Origin of the sequence: Aporhodopirellula aestuarii (assembly GCF_023701485.1) — a bacterium.
Taxonomy (GTDB): Bacteria; Planctomycetota; Planctomycetia; order Pirellulales; family Pirellulaceae; genus Rhodopirellula; species Rhodopirellula aestuarii.
Genome location: NZ_JAMQBK010000012.1, coordinates 108,505 through 133,664 on the forward strand (window position 1 = coordinate 108,505; position 25,160 = coordinate 133,664).

Genomic DNA, 25,160 nt, shown 5'->3' on the forward strand with positions numbered 1-25,160 from the left:
TGAACGTGTTGGTGAACATTGTCTTGGGGCGACGTCTCGATCGATTCGAGGTTCAGACTTTGAGGCGTTTCTGGAACCGGAACACACTCAGCGTGATGACGAGCACTCCACAAACGATGAGGCCGAAGATCCACGGGATCAGGTCGATGAAATCGGCGCCACGCAAAACGACTCCGCGGAGGATTTCGATGTAGTAGGTGGCAGGGATAGCGAAAGTGATCAAGTAAATCGGAAACGGCATTTCGCTGCGAGGGAAAACAAACCCCGACAGCAATACCGATGGCAGCATGATGACAAAGGCGAACTGCATCGCTTCGAGTTGTGTTTTTGCTAACGTCGAGACGAGTAATCCCAATCCGAGCGAGCAGATCATGAACAGCATCGACAACACGAACAGCAACGAGATGCTGCCCCGGATCTCGACGCCAAACACGTAAATCATCACCACCAACACGGTCAAGAATGCCACGAATCCGACCAATGCGTACGGGAGGAGTTTTCCGAGCAGCAACCCGGTACGACCAACCGGTGTGACGAACAGTTGTTCAAGGGTTCCGATTTCTCGCTCACGCACGACGGCGAACGAGGTGAGGAAAAGCGTCACCAACTGCAGAATAATACCGACGAGTCCGGGGACGAAGAAATGCGAACTCTCCAGATCAGGGTTGTAGAGCAAGCGGGTTCGCACTTCGATCGGCAAGGCGGATTGCCCCGAGGCGGTTCGTGCCGGAGCCAGTTGCAAGGCTTCACCTTTTGCGGTCGCCATTTGGATGGACAGATTTTTGCCGAGCAGTTGTGCGGTGCTCTGGGCCGTGGTAGCGACCTGGGAGTCACTCCCGTCAATGAGCACCTGCAGTCGTGTTTGTTCACCACGGAGCAATTGATCGACGTAGTTCGGCGGAATCCGCACGCCGACCTTGGCGCGTCCCGATGACAACGCACGCTGAAACGATTCTTCATCCCAAACGTGACCGATGATTTGAAAACGACGAGTGTTTTCAAAGGCGGAGGTCAATTCCCTCGAGACTTGACGGCCGTCCATGTTGAACACCACGGTCGGAATGTGTTCGATTTGGGTGTCGATCGCGTAACCAAAGATGATCGTTTGCATGACCGGTACCACCAGCATGAAAAACAGCGTGGTGGGTTGGCGGCGGATATGCACCAGCTCCTTTAACAGCACCGCCCAGAGGCCGTTCCAAGTTCCCTGGTCGTTTCGCTCGGTGGGATCGATGGGCGTGAAATCGTCGTCGTCGTCGGCTGTGGATGTTGGTTGAGATTCATCTTCACCGGACGATTCTTGGAATGCCGATTGACCTGATGGAGCAGGGTCGCGGGCGGACGGTTCCGTTTTAGGGGTTACCAAGCTGCTTTCGGCACGCTCTTCGGCGTTTCGAGTAAGGGTAACGAACACGTCTTCCAGACTCGGTGCGATCTCGCGTGCTTCGTCGTGTGCGACTAAACCGAGTCCGGCTAAGACTTCCTCGGGTGAACGAGTGTCGTCGAGCAACAGGTGGATGGATTCGCCAAACAACGTCGCGTCGTGTACTTCGGGGAGATCACGCAGCGCTGGAAGATGGCGAGCGGGATTGGGAAGACGAATCTCGTATCGTCGAGTGCCCGAAGGGTTCACTGCGGGAAGTCTTTTGAGTTCGTGCGGTTTGCCCAATACCAACAATTGCGACTCGAAGATGTAACCTACTTCGCTGCAACGTTCGGCTTCGTCCATGTAGTGCGTGGTCACGAACAGCGTCACGCCCCGGCCAGACAGTTCGAACAGCAAGTCCCATAGATCGCGCCGGGCGACCGGATCGATTCCGGCGGTGGGCTCATCGAGAAACAGCACGTCGGGTTCGTGGATCAAGGAACACGCCAGAGCCAGTCGTTGTTTCCAGCCGCCCGATAGCGTTCCGGCGAGTTGTTCGACTCGATCGTGCAAACCCGTCAGACTGAGCACGACGTCGCGTCGATGCGACAAACGGTTCCGATCGAGGCCGTAGATGCGGCCGTAGAAATCGATGTTTTCCTGTACCGAAAGGTCGCCATACAAGCTGAATTGCTGCGACATGTATCCGACTCGCGGCTTGATCTGCTCCGCCTCGTCTTTCACGTTCATGCCCAATACCGAGGCATCGCCATCGGATGGCGGGAGGATACCCAGCAGCATGCGGATGATTGTCGATTTACCGCTACCGTTGGGACCGAGCAGACCAAAGATCGAGCCACGGTGAACTTGAAAGCTGACATCGCGGACCGCCGTGAGCGTCCCGAACGACCGAGAGAGCGACCGGACATCGATGATCGGATGTCTCATTTTGACTCGCCGATCGAATCCAGCCACACGTCCGCAGTCATTCCCGGTCGCAGCCTATCACCGGAGTCCTGGATCGTAATCTTGATGCGGTAGACTTGTTGGGACCGTTCTTCGGGCGTTTGCACGTTGCTCGGCGTGAACTCGGATTGTCGGGCTACGAATACGACCACACCTTCGAATACCTCACCGTGAAAACTGTCGATACTGAGGGGAAGCGTCTGACCGACCTTCACGGCGACTCGGTTTTGCGGAATGTAGGCACGGACCCAAAGGTTGCTACGATCCAAAATCGAGAGCACCGGTGCGCCGGCGGCGACCATGTCACCGGGCTGTAAATCGAGTGCTTCCACGGTGCCATCGGTAGGGCTTTTAATCTTCAGTTCTTGCTTTTGTTTTCGGATCGCATCCAGGGCAGCTTGCGCTGCGTCTCGCGACGCCTCGGCCTTTTCGACCTCTTCGCGGCGATATCCATTTTCCATCAACAGCAACGCCTGAGCAGCTTGTTCGGTTCGGGCGGCGGCTTCGCGAATTTCCTCTTCACGTGTCCCAGCGTCCAACAGGGCGAGTTCCTGTCTCCGAACTTCGACGTTGGCAATCGCGGCTTCGAGACGCTCCCTCGCTGCGTCCCGTTCTTGCTCGGATGTCGCATTGGAGCGGGCGAGTTTGGTCAGGCGTTGTTCGTTTTCTTCGGCAAGTCTTCGTTCGGCTTCGGCAAGAGAGAGTCGGGCACGCGCCGCTTCGATTTCCTGTTTGCGAGGTCCCGCGCGCAAGAGATCCAAGCGGGCCTGGAGTTGCGCGAGGTTGGCTTTGGCTTGGGCGATTTCTTCAGGACGATACCCGGCGACAAAGCGTCGATATTCAGCTTCTCTTGACGCTAGAGATAACTCCAGCTCTTTTTCTCGCTCGAGCAGATCGTAGGGTTCGAGCTCAACGAGGACCATGTCCGCAGTGACTTCCTGTCCCTCCTCGACGTGCACCTGGGCGACGCGACCGCCCAGCCGTGAACCAAGCCGTATCTCGTCGGCTTCGATAAATCCCGATACTCGGATCGGACCTTCATCCCATTTGCTGTAGGCGATCAGGCCTAACAACACGCAGACAAATGCGATCAAAGGAACGATTCGCGTCGTCATGAGGATGGCATCTCGAACGAGGCTTTTTGTTTTAGTTTCGGGTTTGACCGCTGAGTCGGGTTCGGTATGTCTGAAAACGAGGCGGTCAGGCACTCATTCCAGAATACTCGATCGCAGATTCTTGATCGATGCGCCTTCGAATTCGAATCGGTCAACAATAGAACTACGGAAGTTGACGGTCGCCTGCGTGTCGTTAGAGGCCAACCCCGGTTCCCTGTACTTGGCTTTCGTTGTTCCACATGATCTGCCACGGGTCTTTGGTTTCAAGTTGGAACGTCTTCAACTTTTCTTTTAGCCGGTCGAGCAGTTCGGAATTGGCGTCGTCCATGGCCAGGTTTTTGAGTTCGTGAGGATCGGATTTGAGATCGTAGAGTTCAAACTCGGGACGGAAGAGATAATCCTTCACCAACCGGTTTCCAAAGCGGGTTTCTTGGGCGCGATGGATTCCCTGCCATGTCGAAGACGCCCACAGGTCCGAGGCGAACGGATAGCTCAATCCGTAGGCGATGTTCCAAATCAATTTGTGATCGCCTTCCCGGATGACTCGCATGGGATAGTACATCGTCAATTCGTGAAAGTTGTGGGCGGCGTATATCTCATTCCATCCTTTGGGAGATCTTTGACCGAGGATGCCGGCAAAGCTGCGACCCTGGAAGTGCGTTGGCTCAACATTGGTTCCCGTCATTTCGAGGATGGTTGGCGTGAGGTCCGCCCACGTAACCATGGCGTCGTTAACGGTTCCAGATGTTTTCGATCGAGGGTCCTTTACGATCAACGGCAGATGGATGCCGGGTTCGTACACGGTTGTCTTCGCACCGGGAAAAGCGATGCCGTTATCGGATAGATAGATGACGATGGTGTTATCCGATTTGCCCGCTTCCGCGATCAAGTGCACTAGTCGTCCGAGTCCCTGATCGATCCTAGAAACCGATTGGTAGTATTGAGCCAACTCTTCGCGACATTCTTTAGTGTCCGGCAAGAACGCTGGTACCCGCACGTCGGATGGACTATAGGCGACGGTTTCGACACCGGGGTAACCCTCAAGGCGATTACCAAACGAATTAGGATCGCTCCAAACCGCCGGCGTGAAGGGGTGGCCGCGATGCGGGTCGTCGGGGCAGAAGTAGAGAAAGAATGGCTTTTCCGATGTGATCGTTTCTTCGCAGGCGTCCGCCATCTCGACGGTGCTGCGTGGATCGACATCGAGGACGGTATTGAACCGGTAAACTGACTCAGGAGCGAGATGATACTTCCCGATTCGCGTGGTTTGATAACCTTCGTTTTCCAGCAGCACAGGGAGTGACTCAACCGAGTCAAATGTGCTGAAGTGATGGTAGTCGTGAACGTGGCCATAGGATCCGGTTGCGTGTCCGTACTGTCCGGTCAAGATGACACTTCGACTGGCGGCGCAACTCGCACTCGTGCAATAGGCCCGCGTGAAACGAACACCCTCGGTTGCCAATTGATCCATATTCGGCGTCTGGATCACCGGGTTGCCATAGCATCCCAATGCGTCGAGACCGTGGTCATCGGTGACAAAGAGAACGACGTTGGGGCGCGTTTGTTTGGCATCGGCATCGGCAGCGGAGGTTAAGGCCAGCCCTGATAACACCAGAAGAGTCAGTGTGAGAATCTGTCGCATGATCGCATTTCAGTGGTGAGAAGACACGCTGTCGAAGACGACTCATCTTATCAGAAACCCGATCGAGTGTTGCCGCAGCAAAGGTACAGTTGAAGGGAGTTCGACCGCGGACGCATGTCTGCGTTTGCGAAACGATTGGAAGGCCTCGGACTCGAACATATTCGCCGCCGAAAGTTCGCTTTGAACAGTTCGTCAATGCGACCGGTCGAGTCGCCGTGAGACGCGTTGTTCACGCCCAAGCCTTGCAGCGTGCCGAGCCAAAGGTTGCAGTGAAGTGTTTTGGTTGTTCATGACGAGGCGTCGTCCCTGTTTCAATCCGGCGCCACCGCTCGCGATCAGAGTCGTGCGACTCGTCAACGTCTGCACGCTGCTGAGGTTGGTTCCCATGCTCCCCGCGAGATTATCGAACAAACCCGCTCCGTTGGATTCTATAGAGACTTGCGCTTTGTCAGTGGCATCGATGTGAATGGCGTTTGCTTGCCAAGAACTTCGGCGGCAACCTGAGCGATGAAAGGCGAGCCGGGAATCTCAAACCGGTTCGCTCTCTCACTCAAAACGTCTTCCCGCTGTGTGCTTCATCCGTAAGTCCCGCCGGCATCTTGAACGGGAAATTGCCAGGAAATCAGCGAAAAAGTGTGCAGATTGCCGGCCTTGGCGGAATATCATCCTAGCCCCGTAGCTTCGGCGGTAGAATCAAAATCCCCACATGCAACCAGTCGCCTTAACTGGAATTAAGGAGTCGTCCCATGGCTTTTTCTCGCCGCTCTATCCTGCAAGGACTCGGGGGAGCGTTGGCCTTGCCAGCTCTGGAGTCCACCGTCCATGCCGAAGCTACCAAAGGCGGGGGCAGTTCCAGCAATGGCCAAACGCCATTGCGATTTCTGGTTGTCGGAAATCCGCTGGGCATGCATCCGCCGAATTTCTTCCCCCAGGATTTTGGACGCGATTACACGATCTCTCGGACGCTGCAGCCGTTGGAATGGGCAAAGGATCGGTTTACGATCTTTTCGCACACTGATCACGGCATGAAGAGCGGCCACGGTCGCGAACTCGCGTTCTTGAGTGGCGTGTTGCCGGAAACGAGCCATGCGTTTGCTGAGAAGAATATGTCGATCGATCAGTTGATCGCAAAGCATATCGGCGGCGATGTTCGCTATCCGTCGATTCATGCTTCTTTGCAAACGGGAATTCGGATGGTGTGGAACGCCAACGGCGTCGAGTTAGAGCCGTTTACCGATCCGCAGAAACTGTTCGATTACCTCTTCTTGAATCTGAGCGACGAGGAGAAAAAAACGCAGCGTCAAACGCTCGCGCGGAACCGTAGTATTCTCGACGCCGTCGCCGAGCAGTTTGCGGGCGTGAAGGCCAAGACGGGGGCCGCCGACCGAGAGCGTTTGGATCAATTTGGTACCTCAATTCGCGAATTGGAAGACCGAATGGAGACGCGGCGAAATTGGGTGGACCGTGATAAACCTCAATTCGATATCTCACATCACTTCGAAGGCGAAGCCACGATTATCAATCGCTACAACGCGATCTTTGATATGGTCGCGTACGCCTTTCAAACCGATTTGACTCGTGTTGCCACCGTCGCGTTTCCTAATGAGCTCGGTTACACCGACGTTAACGGAGTGAATCGTGGCTACCACGCTTGCACACACAATGGCAAAGACGAGCAGGTCGTGGCCGAATTGGTTGCGATCGAATCGTTCCAGATCGAGCAATTGTCGAGGTTCATGAAGAAGCTAGATGATGTCGACGAGCCCAACGCTAACGGTTCCATGCTGGATCACACCGTGATCTTGTTCGGCAGTGGAATGGGTTATGGAGGAACACACTCTAATCGAAACTTGCCAATCTTAGTGGCCGGCGGTGGTTTCAAACATCTTGGCCACGTCGACACTCGCAACGCAGCCGGGAACAACATGCCGCTGTGTAATTTGTACGTGACGTTGATGCAGCGTTTTGGCATCGAGCGAGATCGCTTTAACTTGAGCACCGGAGCCTTCGAACTTAGCTATGCGTAGTCTGTTTTATTCCAATCGGATCGCGAAAGCGTTCGTCGCTTTGTCGCTGGTTTTGTTTGTCTCGTATTCCACCGTATCGGCCACTGATCACGCGATCTTGCAGCAGCACTGTGGTAAATGTCATACCGGGGAAGAACCCGAGGGTGGCTTCCATCTCGAGTTGCTCGGCGATGGTGTGACGGCCGAGAGTCAAGAATATTGGCAAGCGAGCATGGATTACGTTTCACTCGGTGACATGCCTCCGAGCGAAGAATCAAACGTAACCGACGCGGACCGGCTGCAGATTGCGGAGTACATTCGTGAGATGATTTTGAAACAATCGCGGACGCCAAATGATCGCTTCCGCTACCCAACTCGTCGTCTCAACAACCGAGAATTTGCCAACAGCATCAGCGACGCGTTGGGAATCGAGGATCCCGGGACGCACTTCCCGCTCGGGAATCTGTTGGGTGATACGCTGCACGACGGATTTGACACCAACGGTGACGCGCTCGGCATTAGCGAGTATCACCTCGAACAATACGTCGAGTCGGTTCGAAAGGTAGTCGACGCGACTGTGCTGTCGGGAGAACAGTCGCCGCCGCAGCATTACGATGTTCCCGCTCGTTTGTTGCGGATGTCTTCATTGGGGCAGCGGACGACTCGGCAAGAATCGGCGATTCGCAACGAAGACAGTCTCGAGTTTCGTGACATGCGTGTTCGTATGTACTTCGACAATTTTCGCGAGGTTCCTGTTACCGGATACTACCGGATCAAAATCCGCGCTACTGGTATCGATCGTGGATATTACGATTCGGCGGAAACTGGGGTTTACGACGGCGATCCGATTTCGCTGGCGATTCACTTCGGCGATCGAAAACGTACGTATGAATTGCCGGACAACGAAGTGATGGAAATTGAACTGACCGAGTGGCTCGCCAAAGGCACTCGGGTTGAACTGTCGTATCCGACCGATGGATTGCGGAACCGAGGCAATGGCAACTTTAAGTTTCAACAATCGATTGCGCATGATCACATCAAAGAGCATGATCCCGACCTTTATGCCAAAGTCGTCGCGTCGATCAAGCCCAAGAGAGGTGGTGGCCGAGTTCTTTCAGTTTCGCACTGGAGCCATTGGGTCGATTATTGGCGAGGCCCACGTCCACGCGTTTATGGAGCCGAAATCGACGGACCGATTTATCAAACGTGGCCGCCGAAACGTCAATTTTCACTCGTTGGTGAGTCGCCCATATCGGGTGACGCTGAAGCAATCTTAACGCCAATCGCCGAGCGAGCATGGCGACGGAAGGTTCGCGAAGGTGAACTCGATCCCATCGTTCGATTGGTGCATGATCTTCAGCCAGATATCGGTGATTTGGAGGCGATGAAGGAGGGCATTGTTGCGATCTTTGTTTCGCCCTCGTTCTTGTTAATCAATCCGGAAGACGGTTCACCCGCGGAACGGTTTGCCACGAAGTTGGCGTATTTCTTCGAAAGCACGTTGCCAAGCGAACGCGTTCACAGTTCGATCGCCGCAGGTAAGGCGGATGATTTTGATGCGTTATGTGATTCGGTCGCGCGGTATTTCACCAGCGGCCATGCGGACGAGTTTTTAATAGAGTTCCCGCATGCTTGGTTGCAACTGGATCGCATCAATTTCATGGCTCCGGATCCCGATCGTTACCCTCACTACCATCGCAAAGACGTTAGTGCCGACATGATCGCTGAGGCGAAACATTTCTTTCGCCATGCCGTGGAAACTAACATGTCGGTGCCAGAAATGTTGACGGCGAATTACTCGTTTATCAACGCGGACCTCGCGAAGGTGTACGGCGTCGACGATGTGCCTGAAGACTCCAAATTGCGGAAATACGAGTTCGCAGATCATCGGCGGGGCGGATTGCTCGGCATGGCCGCGTTCCTGACGTTAACGGCGGACACGATGGGAACCTCGCCAATCCATCGAGCCGTCTACGTGATGGAAAACTTCATGGGGATTCACCCCGCTCCGCCACCGGGGGACGTCGAGATTCAGGAACCGGATGTTCGCCAAGCAAAAACGATTAAAGAAATTTTGAAAGCGCATGTAGCCCAAGAAACCTGCGCATCGTGCCATCGAAGCATCGATCCGTATGGCTACGCGTTCGAAAACTTTGATCCCGTAGGGGCGTGGCGTGATCAATACGTGCAGTCGGTCACCGAACCTGAACGCGAAGCGAAGGTCACCAACAAGAGTAGGAAAACTGCTCCACCGATTCAGTTGCCGATCGATGCGTCTGCGACGTTTCGAAATGGCAAAGCGTACGATGACATCGTCGGCTTTCGGAAGTTGATGCAAAGCAAAGCGAACCAGGAACAGTTTGTTCGTTGCTTTATCAAAAAACTGTTGATTTACGCCAACGGCACCGAACCGCAAAATGCCGCTGAGGTTGAGAAGATCCTGTTGAAATCTGCAGAGCATGATTACCGGATCGTCGAGACCATTGCAGCCGTCCTCGACAGCCCACTTTTTCGCGAGCCGTAGCCAGCGGTTCACTTTTGTTATCAGTAGCTCACCGCAGAACGCACATGTTGCCTCTGCGGTGGCTATATTTTCTATGGTTGCTCCCTTTTCAGGATGCACCACGGGACCTTTTCGCAGGTTCTCGCTCCCCACCCACCAACCCACCCACTCACACGAACATGATGAAACGTCTTTTTCAAAACCTCTTGTGCTTGATTCCATTGATTTTTGTGATCGACACGAGCACGTCATGCCATGGAGAGGAACCGGGAACCGCTCGGCCAAATATTCTATGGATTACGATCGAGGACTGGTCCGCGGACTTGTCGTGTTATGGAACCAAAGGTTTGCACACGCCGCACGTCGATCAGTTGGCGTCCGAAGGGATTCGATACGAACGTGCTTTCACGACGTCGCCAGTCTGTTCGACGTCACGTTCAGCGATGATGACCGGGTTTCATCAGAACTACATCCGTGCCAACCAACACCGTGAGTACAACAAACAACCGTTACCGCATGGCATCAAACCGATACCGCACCTATTAAAGGACGGCGGGTACTTCACCGCCTTGATGAGCTGGAAGACGGATTGCAATTTTGTTCCAAACACGAAAGAGGAGTTATTCGAAGGGGGAGACTGGAGTGAACGGGCGCCGGGGCAGCCGTTTTTTGCTCGAATCACTTTTGGTGGAACACACCGGGCTTGGAATCGCGACCCAGAACGGCCCATCGATATCGCCGACGTGGAGCTGCCACCTTACTATGTCGACACTCCGTTCGTGCGTCGTGACTGGGCAAACGGATTTGAACAGATGCAGTTGGTTGATCGAGAAGTGGGAGCAATTCTCAAACGATTAGAAGACGAGGGCCTCGCTGACAATACGATCGTCTTTTTCATCGGCGATCACGGACGATGCCACATCCGGGGCAAACAGTTTCTCTATGACGGCGGCATCCGGATCCCGATGATCATGCGGTGGCCCGGCAAAGTACAACCGGGACAGGTCGACGATTCGATGGTAATGTCGATCGATATCTGTGCGACCATTTTGGACGCTGCCGGTGTCACGCCGCCTGTACCGCTGCATGGTGCCAATTTGCTCGGTGATGAAGTCGCAAAACGTGAATACGTCTTCGCCGCACGTGACAAAATGGACGAGACTCATGACGCCATGCGGGCGATTCGTTCGAAAGACTACAAGCTGATTCTCAATCTCATGCCTGAGCGTCCTTGGTGCCAGTACAACCGTTACAAGGAAAGCTCGTATCCTGTGCTAGCGGAAATGAATGTGCTGCACCTCACCGGGAAGCTCACGCCTGAACAGGATCGTTTTTTTGCACCGACGAAACCACAGGTCGAGCTGTTTGACCTCCGCCAGGATCCGCACGAAGTGCACAACGTCGCCGACGACCCGACGTACCAAGACGTTAAGTCGAAGATGTTAGCAGAGCTTGAAAACTGGAGGACCAACGTGATCGATGACCAAGGGGTCAGCGACGAGTTTCGAGCCGTTGGCGTCTTCCCCGATCACTGCCCGACCGCGACCGTGGATGAATGGACCGTGGCAAACGAAACCAATTACGATTTCGAAGCGAGCGGATGGCCAGCCTGGTATCCGACGCGAACTCTTGAAGAATGGCAAAAGGCGCGTGCGGCTTGGGAGCCTTGGGTGTTTCGCGATCCTGAGTCGAAGATGAAACGTCCCAGCGTCTCGGTTGAGACTAAGAAAGCCAAAAAGAAAGCAGCCAGGATGAGTCGCTAGAATGTTGCTCTCATCAGAACTACGTCGAGCACTTTGCGGAGTGATATTCGTGTCGATCTCGATTTGGGGTGGCAACCTGTTTGCGGGTGATCCAACCCTGGTGGTGTCGGTCAGCGGCGAACAACGTCTCGACGTGTTTACGATCGCGGACGAAGGAAAGCTCAAGCTGCAAACGCAGGAAACACTAACGGCGAAGCCGGGGACGTCTTGTTATGACCTCACGGGTCGACATCTTTACGTGGGCTGCAGCGACCCGGAATGCATTCTCGTTTTGCGAGTCGAAGAGAATGAGCTGACGCAATTGCAGCGAGTCCTCGTGCCGGCAAAGCCGAGCTTCTTCGCGATTGCTCCCTCCGGTGATTTTTTGATCTCGTGCTACTATTCGACCGGGCAAGTTACGGTGCACCGGATCGTTGGCGAAGGACGTCTGTCGGATGATCCCGTACAGACGCTGCAGCTCGACGAACGGGCTCACGGAATCACGATCGACCCCAGCGGCTGGTTTGTATTTGTGGCCCATACGCGTCCCAACTGCATCACCCAACTGCGAATGGATGTCCGCACCGGTCAGCTGACGCCAAACGAGCCGGCTAAGTTGGTACGTGCGGGAATCGTGGGACCGCGGCATCTATGGTTTCACCCGACCGAGAATTTTGTTTACGGAAGCAACGAACAGGGGAAAAGTGTCAGCGTGTACCGATTGGATTCGCAGTCGGGCACGCTTAGCGAGCTGCAAACTCTTTCCAGCGTTCCGGACGATTTCGAGGGTCCGGGAAGCACGTCGCATATCGAGGGCCACCCGTCAGGCAAGTACGTTTATGTTGCTAATCGGGGCCATGGAAGCATCGCCGCGTTCAGCGTGGATTCAGGATCGGGGAAGCTCACGCTCATGCATCGTGCGCCGACAGGCGCGACGGCGCGTTCGTTCAGTTTATCTCCGGATGGTCGATTTCTCGTTGCGTCGGGCCAGCGATCAGGCAGACTGCACTGTTACCGTATCGACGACGAAGGGAAATTGACAGCGACCGATTCGGTTGACGCCGGTAGGTCGCCGTGGTGGGTCTCATTCTCGCCGGTTGAAGGCGTCGGCAACGACTTTGTAGCCGAGGCCCAAGCACAAACACCTCGTCGTCGCCTGACGCTGGGGCAAGGTACGATGGCCGGTGAGGTGAGTGACTCGTCGGTATTGCTGCAAACCCGACTGACCGCTGGCACGACGCTCGATTCCAAAGGTGATTTACCCGGCTCTCCTGGTGTGGCCGCATTCGAATGGTCGCTTCGGAACGATTTCGCCGATGCGGTCCGCACGCCCTTGCAAGTCGCCTCGCCGGATCGCGACTTTATCGTCCGCGCGTCGGTGACCGGACTGACGCCAGACACAAAGTACAACTACCGCGCCCTCTTTGGTGAGACGAACGATCAGCTCAAGTCAGGCCCCACGTGTTCGTTTCGTACGTTGCCAGGTGAGCAGGGGGCACGTCCGGTGAAGTTCATAATCGGAAGTTGCATGAACTACATCAAATTCATGCATGGTCGTGCCGGGAAAGCCAGCGGACCGTTGACGGCAACGGATGAGGACAAGCGGTTGGGATTTCCCTCTTTTGTGTCGATGAAAGAAATGGAGCCGGAGTTTTTTGTCGGCACGGGTGACATCGTGTACTACGACAACCCTTTCCGTGTCGCTGAGACGGTGGAGGAGTTGCGGCGTTGCTGGCACGAGCAGTTTCGCTTTCCCCGGATGATCGAATTCTTCCGCGACGTGCCCGCGTATTGGTCAAAGGACGATCACGACTTTCGATTCAACGACTCGGATCCACAGTCAAAGAAAGAGCCCTCTGCCGCCACAGGGATCGAGTTATTTCAAGAGCAGTTGCCGATCGTTTCGGTAGATGATCCGTCGCCGCGTACCTATCGCACGATCCGGGTGAGTCGTGATTTGCAGATCTGGTTGACCGAAGGTCGTGATTACCGTTCGGCAAATAGGTCACCCGACGGTCCCGAAAAAACAATGTGGGGCCGTGAGCAACGGGAATGGTTGAAGTCCACACTCGCCGGTAGCGACGCGAAGTGGAAATTGCTGATCAGCCCCACGCCGATGGTCGGTCCTGATGACGGCTACAAGAGCGACAACCACGCAAACTTGAAGGGGTTCCGGCACGAAGCCGATGCGTTTTTCCAATGGGTCAAGGATGCTCAACTGGAGAACCTATTTCTGATCTGCGGCGATCGTCATTGGCAATACCACAGTATCCATCCGTCAGGGATCAACGAGTTTTCATGTGGCGCTCTCAACGATGAGAACTCACGCATGGGCGTTGCTCCAGGAGCGAAATTTGGATCCGACCCGCACGGGCTTGTCCGTCAACCGTTCACGTCAGCGGAACCCAGTGGTGGCTTTCTGCAAGTTATCGCCGGCGACACGTTGGGGGTGACGTTTTTTGACGATCGGGCAAAAGAGTTGTATCGCGTTTCGTTTCCCTAAACACTTCACTTTTGGCTGAGGTATCATGCAACAACTTCGTTATGTTTCGCACGTGGGAGAGGCTCGGTAGTGTCCATTGGTAAAACGCTCTGTCAGATCGCTCATCTCGTCTTGTACGGAATGATCGCGTTGGCGATCCCCTGCAACGACTCCAGCGTCTGTCTCGGCCAAGAGTCGGATGATGCGATGGCGGTCGTTGACGAAAGCGAGCTTGCAGAATGGTTTGGGCCTGACGGAACTTGCGATCACAAAGCGTTTCGACGTCACCTGCGAGAGGCCTTTCCCGAAATCCAGGTGCCCGTGAGGAGGCTGTTTCGCGTCCTCGATGCGGACGGTGACAAGTTGCTCGATGCGAGCGAACTGGGCGCGTTGCGCGAACTGTTGGAGCAAATGGGGTTAGGCCAACCCGAGTTGCCGATCGATCCGGGGAAAGACTATGTCGTGTTGCGATCGCTGCGTGATGGGATCGACGACCTGATGGTGGAAGGGGCCATTTACCATCGCCATTTGGAGTGCGTGAAACGTGATGAGTCGATCGAACAGTTCGACTTGAATGAGGTTCCGTTAACCTGTGGACTTCGATTGGAAAACGCGGATGCACCTCAGGCCTCCGTCGAAGAACTGATGCGTGCGACGGTGATTCTCGCGGGAGGTGAAGGAGACGATTTCTTTACCAGCGGAGGAGTTCTCGTCAGTTCGAATGGACTCGTGTTAACGAATTACCACGTGGCCGAAGCGTTCGAAACTGGGATGACGGCACTGACGAGCGGAGGGGCGTGTCATCGTGTGGCTGAGTTCGTCGCCGGGAATCGATTGTCCGATGTGGCGCTCGTGCGACTCGAAGGAAATGATTTTCCTTTTGTTGGAGTTGCTACGACGCCGCCCGAAGTTGGTGATGATCTTGTGATGATTCACCATACCGAGAACCGCTTCTATACCTACGACCGAGGCTACTTACAGAGGAATCCGATCATCGATGGGCTTCCGTGGATGGAGGTGTCATTGAATTTCGGTCCCGGTGGTAGCGGCTGTGGGATCTTCAATCGGAATCATGAACTCGTCGGGTTGGTCTCGATCGTGATGCTAGGAGACGGCCCTTCGCTGGCGCGTCTTGGGCATGGACTGGGCGAGGTCAATCCAGAAGGCGACGTTGATGATTCGGCGTTGTTGCTAGATGATTCGGAAGACTTGGGCGCAGACGGTTTTGAATTGGTTGTGCGTCACGCGGTGGCGTTGCCGGCGATTCGCTCACTCTTTCAATCACAGAAGCGTCCGTGATCGGGTGACACTTCATAGACGTATTGCGATGTTTTGTTGTTGCGCGGTCGGTTTTTTGCGTTGGCAACAATCGCCTACCGTTTTCACATTTAAGTAAGTTCAGTTTCCCAGCTATGAATTCGTTTTTCTCTCGCTCGCTCGTCGTGACTGTTCGGATCGTGATCTTGCTGGCCTTTGGAGCGGGGACGTCGATGGTTTGTGGACAGAGCTCCTCCGAGACAGCAAGTCCGCCGAACATTGTCTTGATGATTGCCGATGACATGAACTGGGACGACTGCGGTGCCTACGGTCATCCTGCGATTCGGACGCCGAACATTGACCGATTAGCCGTCGATGGGCTGTTGTTTCATCATGCGTATCTGACGACCAATTCATGCAGTCCGTCACGGGCGAGCATGATTACCGGGAAATACCCTCACAATACGGGTGCCGAACAACTGCATTGGCCTATTCCAGAAGGCAGTCAGACACTCCCTCAGCAATTGCGAAAGCTCGGTTACTACACCGCCGCGGCGGGCAAGTGGCACATGGGCGATGCGATTCGCGATCACTTTGACCGAATCTACGAAGCCTCGACGGCTGGGTTTGTGCTTCCTGCGGGTGAGGACGGTGAAGCCCCCAAGATGATCGCCGAACAACCTAGCGGTTGTGAAGATTGGGAACGCGCGATTGACGAACGCGAGCCGAACAAACCGTTCTTCATGTGGTTGGCGGCTCTCGATCCGCATCGCGAGTACACCGAAGGATCTCTTGATCCGCCCCACGTCGTCGACGACGTGATTGTGCCGCCCCACTTGCCGGATACGCCGGATGTTCGCGAAGACTTGAGACTTTATTACGACGAGATCGGACGGCTCGATGTCTACGTGGGAAAAGTGATCGCGAAGCTGGAAGAACAAGGCGTTGCTGAAAACACGATCGTGCTGTTCATCAGTGATAACGGTCGACCGTTTCCGAGAGACAAGACGACACTCTACGATGGTGGAATTCGCACGCCTTGGATCGTCCGCTGGCCGGCCCAAATTGCCGCCGGTGTGACGACGGATGCACTGGTGAGCGCCGTGGATATTGCGCCCACGTTCTTGCAGTTGGCGGGTGGTCGGGCGGATGCAATCGCATCCGAAGGCCGTAGTTTCGCGGCGGTGCTGCGTGACCCGACGCTCGGGCATCGTGCGTTTGCGTTCGGCGAAGATCACTGGCACGACTATGAAGATCACGCTCGCTGCGTCGTCGATGGCCGGTTTAAATTGATTCGAAACGACTACGTTGACTTGCCATCGACACCGTCGGCAGATGCGGGGCGTGGATTGAGTTGGCAGGCGATGTTGAAGCTGCAAGAAAGCGGAAATCTGACGGAAGATCAACAAGCGTGTTTCCGTTCGCCTCGTCCGCAATGGGAATTATTCGATCTGCGTCGGGACCCCGGCGAACTGAACAACCGAATCAGCGATCCCGCGTATGCGTCGGTCAGGAATCGTCTGCAGGCGGCTTTGGACGATTGGACGTCAAGGACCGCTGACTACATCCCGAGCAAACGCACTCCGGATGAGTTTGACCGTCTCACCGGCGAGCCCGACCATCGCGTCCGCGTTCGACCTCGACCGTCCAAGAAAGAAATGTTCGGGACGAACGGAAAATACTGACTCACATCCACGCAAACAGATCGTATTCAAATTAGGAGATGTATGGCCGTGTTTAACAGAAAGATTTTGATGGTTGCTTTGTCGGCGATCCTGGTCACGCCCTCATTGGGAGACCACGGAGATGCAGCCAAAAAAGAAGTCTTTACCGACAACTTTTCGTCCTCGCATCTCGACGGGCGTGACGAGAATTACGCTCGTGGTCAGTGGACCTATCGCGACAACGTCGCAACGGCGGTTTGTGATCCTGAACTGTATGCCAAGCACAAAAACCACGGTCCGATGTTGAGTTGGCCGGTGACGTTCAAAGAAGGTCAGATCGAATTCGAAATGAAAGCGACCGATTGCCAGCGAGTTGTCTTCACGCTCAATGGTGACGGACACGTCTTTCGAGTCACATTGGCGGACGAGACCGATGCGTGCCAAGCGGGAGCGTCGCGCGTTCCGACGAGGTTAATTGCGTGGGAAACCAAATCGTCTAAGCAAAACAAGGGCGACACGATCAAGCCGAAGGGGCTTCCTGATTTGCCTGCGATTCAAGACCAATGGGTTCGGCTGAATTTGGACATCGAAGGCGAACACGCTAAGCTTTCGATTGGTGATTTCCAAACCAGCCTGGACCATCCTGCGTTGGCTCGTGATAAATCGGCGATCACCCTCACATTCGCGCACGGAAGCCTCGCCGTTCGCAACTATCGCATGGCGGTGCGATAGACAGGCCATTCACGTTTTGATTTGTTCTACCTTTTGAATCGACTGACAACGCGGGCGTTCGAGTATCCAGGCCGGACGATGCGATCGTGAATTTTCCCCTCACTCCCCTGACAATGATGCACGCAAAAACTTACAGAGCGGTTCTGTTGTTCTTGGTTTTGGCCGGAGCGAGGTCCGTTGCCGCTGATCGGCCAAATATCCTGTTCATCTACACCGATGACCAGAACTATAAAACACTATCGTGCTATCCCGAGTCGCCTGATTGGGTAAACACGCCTCACATTGATGTTTTGGCCCGTCGGGGGATTCGATTTCAACGCGGTTATTTTGGCGCCTGGTGCATGCCATCCCGCGCCAGTTTCCTTACCGGGCATTTGCAGCATGGCGTGCAGACGATGCGGATGGAGGGGGAATATCCAGGCAGCGCGTATGATCCGCAAAAATGTCGTTTCTGGCCAGCGGTGTTTCGGGAACAAGGCTATCACACGGCACAGATCGGCAAATGGCACACGGGAATTGATACCGGCCATGGACGTGATTGGGAGCACCAAATCGTTTGGAATCGACCGGCGCACCCCGACAACGCGGGGAATTATTTCTACGATCAAATCATCAGTTTCAACGGTGTTGAACGTACCGTGCCGGGGTACTCAACGGATAACTACACGAAATGGGCCCTTGAATACATCAAAGGCAAAGACCGCGATGTGGAAAAGCCGTGGTATTTGTGGCTGTGTTACGGAGCCGTGCACGGTCCCACCACCCCGGCAGATCGACACGAAGGAAAACTTGCCGGTAATAGAGCGGATGTGCCTGCCGATATTACTGGACCGTGGCCCGATAAGCCCTCCTATTTGCCAAAAGTGGCGGCTTGGGGCCGTGATCAGAATGGGGAGATTCGCCGGCGAAAAAAGAAGGCGGACGCGACGAATTTTAACACCAACACGGCCGGTCAATCGTTGGACGACTGGGTGCAACAAACTAATGAATGCGCCATGGCGATCGATGAAGGTGTGGGGCGTTTGATGGCGGCCCTCCGAGAGTCAGGGCAATTCGAAAACACCCTGGTCGTGTTCACGGCGGATCAAGGATTCAGTTTGGGTGAACACGGACTCAACCAGAAAGTTGCCGCCTACGACGCTGCGATCGCATCACCGTTGATTGTCTCGCATCCTGGCGTTCTGGTTGAGGGCAAAGTTTGTCAACATCCGGTCAATGCGCCAGACCTGGTGCGTTGGTTCTGCAACGTCGCGGAAGTGACGCTGCCTTGGCAGACCGATGGACGAGATATCCGGCCTCTGATTCGGGACCCGGAAACGAATGACTGGGATCTTCCCATGTTGATGACTCATACGGGACGCAAATACGGAGACGACACCTACCCGATCCCAACGGATGGACCGATGTATGAAGTCGGCGGCATTCCTTGGTACGTATTACTCCGAGACGGACGATACAAGTACATTCGCACGTTGGTCGCTGGTGAACCGGAAGAGATCTACGATCTCGAATCCGATCCGGAGGAATTGCGTAACCTAGCAACCGATCCCGAGCATCTTGAATTGTTGCACGATTTACGCGCCAAATCGGTCGCCGAGTTGGAACGCACGAATGCTCGATTCGCGAACGAAATGCCATAGCGGTTGGTGATCCGCAATGAGAGATTGTTGTCGTCGATGAGTGAGGCGAGGCAGCCCTAAACCAATTCTTTCATGACCTCTGCGGCCTATCCTTGGGTTTTACACGAAGTATCGAGTGGACGGCATAAACCAGGTTCTTTGCCAGACGAACGCTGAAGAAGCCCTTTTCGCTCGAGCGGTCGCGAGCATCCCCACGCAACCTAGGTTGGAGTCTGAATATGAAAAATCGTTTCATGACCTTACTCGTTCTACATTTGATATTGGTCGCAGGAGTGGCCGGTTCGTCGTCAACGGTTGCCTCCGATCCATTGCCGTCATGGAATGCGGGACCGGCGAAACGAGCTATTTTTGAATTCGTCGTCCAAGTATCGAGCGAAGGTTCGCCCACCTTTGTGCCGCCGAGTCAGCGGATCGCCGTCTTCGATGGTGACGGGACGTTGTGGTGCGAGGCACCGGTTCCGTTTCAGGCGGCCTTCGTGATCGATGAGATCAAGCGGCGTGCGGTTCGAGAGCCTGCGCTCGCGGTGGACCCGATGGTGCAAGCGGCACTTGATGGCGAAATCGGAAAGTTACTCGACGGAAAGCATCACAATGGACTGTTGAGAATACTTGCGTTAACCCATACGGGATTGACGACCGACGAGTTCGATCGCTGTGTCAACCGATGGGCGGATTCAGCCTCGCACCCACGCTTCAAACGCCCTTACTTGGAGTTGACCTATCAGCCGATGCAAGAATTGCTCGGCTATTTGCGATCCCACCAATTTGAATGCTTCATCGTCTCGTCAGGTGAGGCTGACTTCACTCGAGTTTGGGTGGAGCGAATCTTTGGGATTCCACCGCAGAACGTGGTGGGATCAATCGGGCAAGTGAAGTATGCCTTGCGAGAAGGGAAACCCGTTCTCATCAAAACTCCCGATCACCTGCTCGTTGATGATGAAGAAGGGAAACCAGTCGGTATTCACCAATTCATCGGGCGTCGACCCATCGCCTGTTTCGGTAACAGCGATGGCGATCAAGCCATGCTGGAATACACCACCATTGGGAACCCACTCAACAGTTTTGGATTAATCGTCCATCACACCGACGCGGAACGCGAGTACGCCTATGACGAGAGCACGCCGGCATCAGGGAAGTTGACGACCGCCCTCGAGATGGCGTCAACGCGTGGGTGGACGGTGGTCGACATCAAACGAGACTGGAGTGAGGTTTGGTCAAATCATGAATCGTTGCAGGCGGCCGAAGAGTCACGTCGTCTCTTTGGGAGATGGCTTGCTGAAGACATTGGCCGCAGAGGTGTGCTTGATCGCGCTCAATCCACTTTGGAAATCGGTCCAGACGGATCCGTTAGCGGCAGCACCTCGGTCAACCGTTACCGTGGGCAGGCAATTATTGACGGTAACGCGATCAGCTTTGGCCCATTGATTGCCACGCGACGTGCTGGCCCACCCGCGATGATGGATCAAGAGTCACGCTTTACCGAAGCGTTCTCTCAAGTTACCGGTTTTCGAATGGGTGAAAATGGTTTGCTGTATCTCACCGATGGCAACGGAAATGACATCTTGCGATTTTCCAAAATCGCTGATTAATTCAGCTCGTTGGACGGTGCCACCTTTGGCACTTCGTCTATGCAAACCTGGGATTCTGAGTTAACTGACGGCTTCAGCCCATGGCCATCCACTTTCTTAGCGGTGCGGCGCAAGCCGCCCGGTTGCGGTGAGTAAAACGTTCGAGAATTACCTGCAGTTCGCGCCGCTCCGCTACAAGTAGCACTCAAACATTCGATGTCCCGAGAGACCGAGCTAAGTGAATCGTGACGCTAACCGGCTATGCGCGACATTTGCCGATCCGTTCGTGTTCAGGCCCAAATGTGGCGTCAGAAGCATGTCATGATCCCACGGAGCGACGCCGAGGTTTCAGGCACTCCCCACGTGATCAGCACACCTTACTCAGAGCGTTTACGTTCACGGATTTTGACAAACTGATGCGTCTCTTCGTGCTGGTTGCGTAACAACGTGATTGACACGTTCGATCCGGCAGCCAAGGAGTCGTAGACATCCCAAAAGCTCTGCATTGTCGTCACGGGGGTATCGTTCACCGCAAGAATCGCATCGAATTTCTTGAAGCCCTGAGAAGCGGCGTAGCTGTCGGCAGGAACCGATTCGAAGTAGATCCCCTTTTGGTCGGGGGCTCCCAACACCGATTGAATCGACATGTCGTTGATGCTGGCAACACGCGCCCCCATCAATGGACGGCTGTCGGAGTCGACGCGTGCCTCGTTCACAAAGGAGATCGGATTCGGTTCGGGGGCTCCCGGTTTTCCGAACTGGTCCATCGGGAAGTTCGCGAATCCTAATTCGAGTGCGGGAGAACCCTCACGCACCGAATAGTCCAGCGTTTCGGGATTCACAAACAGCGGATCGGCGATCACCGAATGTGTGTCCCAGTTCGCAGAATCCCAGCCACTGTCGCCAAGAACGACTTCGTCTCCGCCGTTATAAAACACGTTGTAATCGATGGTTGCATCGAGTCGCTTTGCGCGACCGGATTTCAGATATTTGGTGTTGTAGGCAGTGCGATTGACGACGATGTTGCGAACGAAGGAATCTCCGCAGTGATCGTACCAAACGTGGAATTCACATTGTTTGTTGATGGTGATGTTGTTGTAGACCTTCCTGTTAAAACCTTCACGCAGTTTGATTTCCGTGTTTAGCAACAAGTTGTTGTAGATTTCGTAATTGCTGGACCCGTCATCGAGGTCGATGCCGTATGACGTCGGCTCGTCGTAGTGGACTCGATTATTGCGGATCACGGTGGTTTTCCACGCGTCGAGGAAGGCATACGGACGTTTTTCGGATCCGCCTCCTCCGTTGTGGTTGTAACCGCCCAACGCATAGAAGCGATCTCGACCCCATGAATTGAAGGGGCCATGGTCGCTCGTTTCGCGTACGCAATCGAAAATGTCGTTGAACTCAATCAGGTGCCCACCCCATGTGCCGTCACAAATATTGATGCCGGCACGCGGGCTTCCGTGGACGGTGTTGTGACTGACGGTGATACCTTCAGCCATCGAGATATTCACGCCGCAAGTTTGCTTTTCGAATCGACCGTTGTTCACCATGTGATTGAAACTGACGACGCAATCCTTGGGATAGTCATCCGTCTTGGGGCCAGGTGTGCTGTCCCGGATCGTCGTTGGGAAGTCTTCCCAAAAACCTGGGTCACGAACGGCGTCGGGGAGTCCCACGAAACTGACGCAGGTTGCGCCGTTGTCGATGAATTCGTTTTGCGTGATGACGTGGTTGCGATTATGTCCGCTGGCGAATACGCCATTGCCGCCAACGCGATCAAAGATCGAATTCGAGACCGTGACGTTTTCAGCGTTTTGCAGAAACACCGCACCGGCACGCGCGACACACCAATCGCTTCGCAAGAGTGGCTCATACGGACGCGTGAACAACGTTCGATGAGTATGAGCGAAGGTGAGGTTGTCAAATGTTAAGTGGCCAGCCTTTCGGTCGTTGGTTCCGACGATCCGGATCAGTTCTTCATTCGTTGCAACCTCGATTAGTGCATTGGCAAGATTGGTGTTCGGCGGTGGATAAAAATACAGTTTTCCGTTTGGCTGGTCGTAGAACCATTCGCCGGGGGCGTCGAGTTCTTCAAAGATGTTTTCGACCATTCGATATTCCGCGTGAAGGCGGCTGCCACGATTGTTGTCGCCGACCCAATCCAGAATCGGGTTGCCGTCCGATTTCAGGCCTGTGATCTCGAACGATTGTCCGCCCCATCGACCGTGGTGGAGCCCGCGGACGAGTCCCGTTGTGGGGTTCGTCCAGGTGGCGACACGTTCCGGACTCAACGCGTCTTTGGCATATCCATTCAGAACGATGGTGTCTGGATCAAAATTCGGATAGCGAGACATTGTCTGCTGAATCTCGTTGACGAACAAAGCATCGAACCGCAGGTCTGGACCGACGGTCGCAACCTGGATCGTATCGGAATGAAGTGTCCACTCAGGGGTGAGTTTCTTGGCGCCACTCAGGACCACGGTTTCATCGGCATAGCCTGCGTAGGTGACCGGTGTTTCCTCCGTGCCCGAATCATCCGGTCCAAATACGAGCGGGTCTGCCAGGTAGTAGGTTCCGCCACGAATCCAAACGGTGACGCCATCGGTCGCGCCAGAAATTGCTCGGCGTGCTTCCGTTTGAGCGTGTTCCAATGTCAAAAAGGGTTCAGTAATTGATCCTGGGTGGGCATCGTTTCCGGTCGTCGAAACATAGAATTCGTCTCCCGTACCTTGGTTTGCGTACCCGAGAGTGAGCACGCAGAGAAGCAACCACGGAACGACGAGGCTTCTATCGATTTGAGTCATATTCATCTTTGTGAGTTCTATTTTGGTTACCGAGTGTCACGTGGGCTGAACCGGCTTGCTCTAACGTTTGATCTCGATCGGGTTCAAGCCCGGAGGCAAACCGTAAAACATCAGAGTGCCCCAAGGGATGTGTGTCGTTGAAAAGCCTTCCGGGCGGCGTTCTTTGGCGACCTGAAAACAGTATGGCATTTCCAGACCCATTCTGTCGCGGTAGTGATGAACGATTCGTTCGTAGATGGGGGCAAACCGTCCACGCGAAATGGTCGAAATTTCCGGATAGTGGTATCGGTTCTCAAAGCTCGTGTAGGGTTCGTAGGGCACATCGTTACCGAGATTGTATTTCGCCGTGTATTCAAACCCCAACGCGAGGCGATTGTCGGCCGCGCTATAAAGGTCCACGCCTTGCTTCCAAGCGATCTCGCATGCGCACGCGAGAAAACCCATTCCCATCTGAGTGTGTGCTTGATCGCGGCCGCTTTCTTGACATTCACCAAATTCGTTGAAGTAGTTTTCGATCGCGCCGTTGCCTTCGCCATGCAAGAAATAGTTCACCGCGCGGTCAAACATTTCGCGGTCGTCCAAATAGACACCCATCGCTATCATCGTTTGAATCATCGACGCGTCCCAGTTTCCGTTGGCGGACGGATAGAAATCTTGAATCACGGGATAAAAGATGTCGCGAAGCATACGTGCGAATTCTTCTTGGTCGTCAGGTTTCCATCCCGCGTTGGTGTGGCGAAGAAGTTCAGCGGCGTTGCAATAGCCCAAGCCGGCCATGCCGATCAGGAGTCTCGCGTCGTGTCCCGAGACCGTTTTGAGGGTTGAGGACCACGCGTTCAATATCTCGATCGATTTTTCCGCATGGGCCACCTCTCCCGTCATGAACCACTGCAGCGCGTGTGAGTAGGCTGCGATCGAGTCGCTCGAAAAATCGGAACTGCCGATGTTAGGGTCATTGCTCGCTCCGCGTACCACGTTGGCAAGAGGGGTCGGCTTATAATCGAGCGATGACACGTTCACGAAAGGACGTGAACTTCTACCAGAGTAAGACCGTCTTCTCGACCTCGATCGCGATTCTGAATTTGATCTCGATCTGGATCGCGGCGGTTTGGGTGTTTTTAATTCTTCCCATGCCCCGGCCCAAGGTTCCTGGCCGGAATCGATTTTCTGTCGAATGAATTCCAACTCGGCTCGGCTGTGAAGCAAACCGGGGTGAACGAACGCTTCGTTCGCCTGTGAAGACGGCGCGCCTTCGTCCGCAGAACAAGCACCCGCCGATCCAACGGCAAACAGGATGACGAATAGGATTTTCATGGCAAATGGATTGATGGCAAATGCGAATTGATTTCTACCGACCGGATGGAATAGACCATCCGTCATCGAATTTGATTTTTGCGGAGAGATGTGATTGTTCATCCCAGGGCTCCTACTGTTGCTGTTCGAGTTACGGGAGTACGTCAATCACAACTCAATCGGTTACGACGTGAGATGATAGTACGTCCAAGGAGAACATGAGGATTATGGACGATAACCAGTGTTGCGAGATAGGTGGTTGCCCTGAGGCGACTCTGGCCTCACTGCCCATTCACTGGTGAACACGTCATCTATCTCGAGCAAAAATTGGCGGGGTGTAAAGTATGATTTAACGTTTCGGAGCTGCGGGGCGTGTT

15 protein-coding genes are annotated in these 25,160 nt (G+C 54.5%); 9 read left to right on the forward strand and 6 right to left on the reverse strand.

Annotated elements, in window-relative coordinates:
* Positions 1–52: 52 nt before the first annotated feature.
* From NB063_RS03655 to NB063_RS03670, 4 genes are all read right to left on the reverse strand, one after another.
* Positions 53–2,314 carry an ABC transporter permease gene (locus tag NB063_RS03655; protein WP_250927385.1) on the reverse strand — a complete coding sequence of 754 codons (2,262 nt, stop codon included), beginning with the start codon at positions 2,312–2,314 and terminating at the stop codon, positions 53–55.
* On the reverse strand, positions 2,311–3,447 hold the full coding sequence (locus NB063_RS03660) for an HlyD family secretion protein (RefSeq protein ID WP_250927386.1): 1,137 nt from the start codon (positions 3,445–3,447) through the stop codon (positions 2,311–2,313). Before NB063_RS03660 ends, NB063_RS03655 begins: the two co-directional genes overlap by 4 nt.
* 193 nt (positions 3,448–3,640) lie before the next feature.
* On the reverse strand, positions 3,641–5,089 hold the full coding sequence (locus NB063_RS03665; protein ID WP_250927387.1) for a sulfatase family protein: 1,449 nt from the start codon (positions 5,087–5,089) through the stop codon (positions 3,641–3,643).
* 192 nt (positions 5,090–5,281) lie between these two features.
* On the reverse strand, positions 5,282–5,500 hold the full coding sequence (locus NB063_RS03670) for a hypothetical protein (protein WP_250927388.1): 219 nt from the start codon (positions 5,498–5,500) through the stop codon (positions 5,282–5,284).
* A gap of 335 nt (positions 5,501–5,835) precedes the next feature.
* On the opposite strand from NB063_RS03670, the gene NB063_RS03675 reads away from it, so the two are divergent.
* The 9 genes from NB063_RS03675 to NB063_RS03715 all read left to right on the forward strand — a co-directional run bounded on the left by NB063_RS03675 (position 5,836) and on the right by NB063_RS03715 (position 20,704).
* Positions 5,836–7,116, forward strand: a complete 1,281-nt coding sequence (locus NB063_RS03675; protein WP_250927389.1) for a DUF1552 domain-containing protein — start codon at positions 5,836–5,838, stop codon at positions 7,114–7,116.
* Positions 7,109–9,619 (forward strand): DUF1588 domain-containing protein, encoded by a 2,511-nt coding sequence (locus NB063_RS03680; protein ID WP_250927390.1) that lies wholly within the window; start codon positions 7,109–7,111, stop codon positions 9,617–9,619. Before NB063_RS03675 ends, NB063_RS03680 begins: the two co-directional genes overlap by 8 nt.
* 161 nt (positions 9,620–9,780) lie before the next feature.
* Positions 9,781–11,361 carry a sulfatase family protein gene (locus NB063_RS03685; RefSeq protein WP_250927391.1) on the forward strand — a complete coding sequence of 527 codons (1,581 nt, stop codon included), beginning with the start codon at positions 9,781–9,783 and terminating at the stop codon, positions 11,359–11,361.
* A 49-nt stretch (positions 11,362–11,410) separates the two neighbouring features.
* A complete protein-coding gene (locus NB063_RS03690) occupies positions 11,411–13,843 on the forward strand; it encodes a beta-propeller fold lactonase family protein (RefSeq protein WP_250927392.1) in 2,433 nt (810 codons plus the stop codon).
* Positions 13,844–13,912: 69 nt separating this feature from the next.
* On the forward strand, positions 13,913–15,121 hold the full coding sequence (locus NB063_RS03695; protein ID WP_250927393.1) for a trypsin-like peptidase domain-containing protein: 1,209 nt from the start codon (positions 13,913–13,915) through the stop codon (positions 15,119–15,121).
* Positions 15,122–15,312: 191 nt separating this feature from the next.
* Entirely contained in the window at positions 15,313–16,764 is a 1,452-nt protein-coding gene (locus NB063_RS03700; RefSeq protein ID WP_250927406.1) for a sulfatase family protein, read from the forward strand.
* Positions 16,765–16,833: 69 nt separating this feature from the next.
* Positions 16,834–17,475 (forward strand): hypothetical protein, encoded by a 642-nt coding sequence (locus tag NB063_RS03705; protein ID WP_250927394.1) that lies wholly within the window; start codon positions 16,834–16,836, stop codon positions 17,473–17,475.
* 113 nt (positions 17,476–17,588) lie between these two features.
* Entirely contained in the window at positions 17,589–19,115 is a 1,527-nt protein-coding gene (locus NB063_RS03710) for a sulfatase-like hydrolase/transferase (RefSeq protein WP_250927395.1), read from the forward strand.
* Positions 19,116–19,333: 218 nt separating this feature from the next.
* On the forward strand, positions 19,334–20,704 hold the full coding sequence (locus NB063_RS03715) for an META domain-containing protein (RefSeq protein WP_250927396.1): 1,371 nt from the start codon (positions 19,334–19,336) through the stop codon (positions 20,702–20,704).
* A 356-nt stretch (positions 20,705–21,060) separates the two neighbouring features.
* On the opposite strand, the gene NB063_RS03720 is transcribed toward NB063_RS03715, so the two are convergent.
* Positions 21,061–23,496 (reverse strand): PDZ domain-containing protein, encoded by a 2,436-nt coding sequence (locus NB063_RS03720; protein ID WP_250927397.1) that lies wholly within the window; start codon positions 23,494–23,496, stop codon positions 21,061–21,063.
* Positions 23,497–23,550: 54 nt separating this feature from the next.
* Entirely contained in the window at positions 23,551–24,504 is a 954-nt protein-coding gene (locus NB063_RS03725) for an alginate lyase family protein (protein WP_250927398.1), read from the reverse strand.
* Positions 24,505–25,160: the final 656 nt, after the last annotated feature.

Bases quoted from the DNA above. Each gene is read 5' to 3' on its own strand.
- NB063_RS03655 (WP_250927385.1), bottom strand. From the start codon at position 2,314: ATGAGACATCCGATCATCGATGTCCGGTCGCTCTCTCGGTCGTTCGGG.
- NB063_RS03660 (WP_250927386.1), bottom strand. From the start codon at position 3,447: ATGACGACGCGAATCGTTCCTTTGATCGCATTTGTCTGCGTGTTGTTA.
- NB063_RS03665 (WP_250927387.1), bottom strand. From the start codon at position 5,089: ATGCGACAGATTCTCACACTGACTCTTCTGGTGTTATCAGGGCTGGCC.
- NB063_RS03675 (WP_250927389.1), top strand. From the start codon at position 5,836: ATGGCTTTTTCTCGCCGCTCTATCCTGCAAGGACTCGGGGGAGCGTTG.
- NB063_RS03680 (WP_250927390.1), top strand. From the start codon at position 7,109: ATGCGTAGTCTGTTTTATTCCAATCGGATCGCGAAAGCGTTCGTCGCT.
- NB063_RS03685 (WP_250927391.1), top strand. From the start codon at position 9,781: ATGAAACGTCTTTTTCAAAACCTCTTGTGCTTGATTCCATTGATTTTT.
- NB063_RS03700 (WP_250927406.1), top strand. From the start codon at position 15,313: ATGGTTTGTGGACAGAGCTCCTCCGAGACAGCAAGTCCGCCGAACATT.
- NB063_RS03705 (WP_250927394.1), top strand. From the start codon at position 16,834: ATGGTTGCTTTGTCGGCGATCCTGGTCACGCCCTCATTGGGAGACCAC.
- NB063_RS03710 (WP_250927395.1), top strand. From the start codon at position 17,589: ATGATGCACGCAAAAACTTACAGAGCGGTTCTGTTGTTCTTGGTTTTG.
- NB063_RS03715 (WP_250927396.1), top strand. From the start codon at position 19,334: ATGAAAAATCGTTTCATGACCTTACTCGTTCTACATTTGATATTGGTC.
- NB063_RS03720 (WP_250927397.1), bottom strand. From the start codon at position 23,496: ATGAATATGACTCAAATCGATAGAAGCCTCGTCGTTCCGTGGTTGCTT.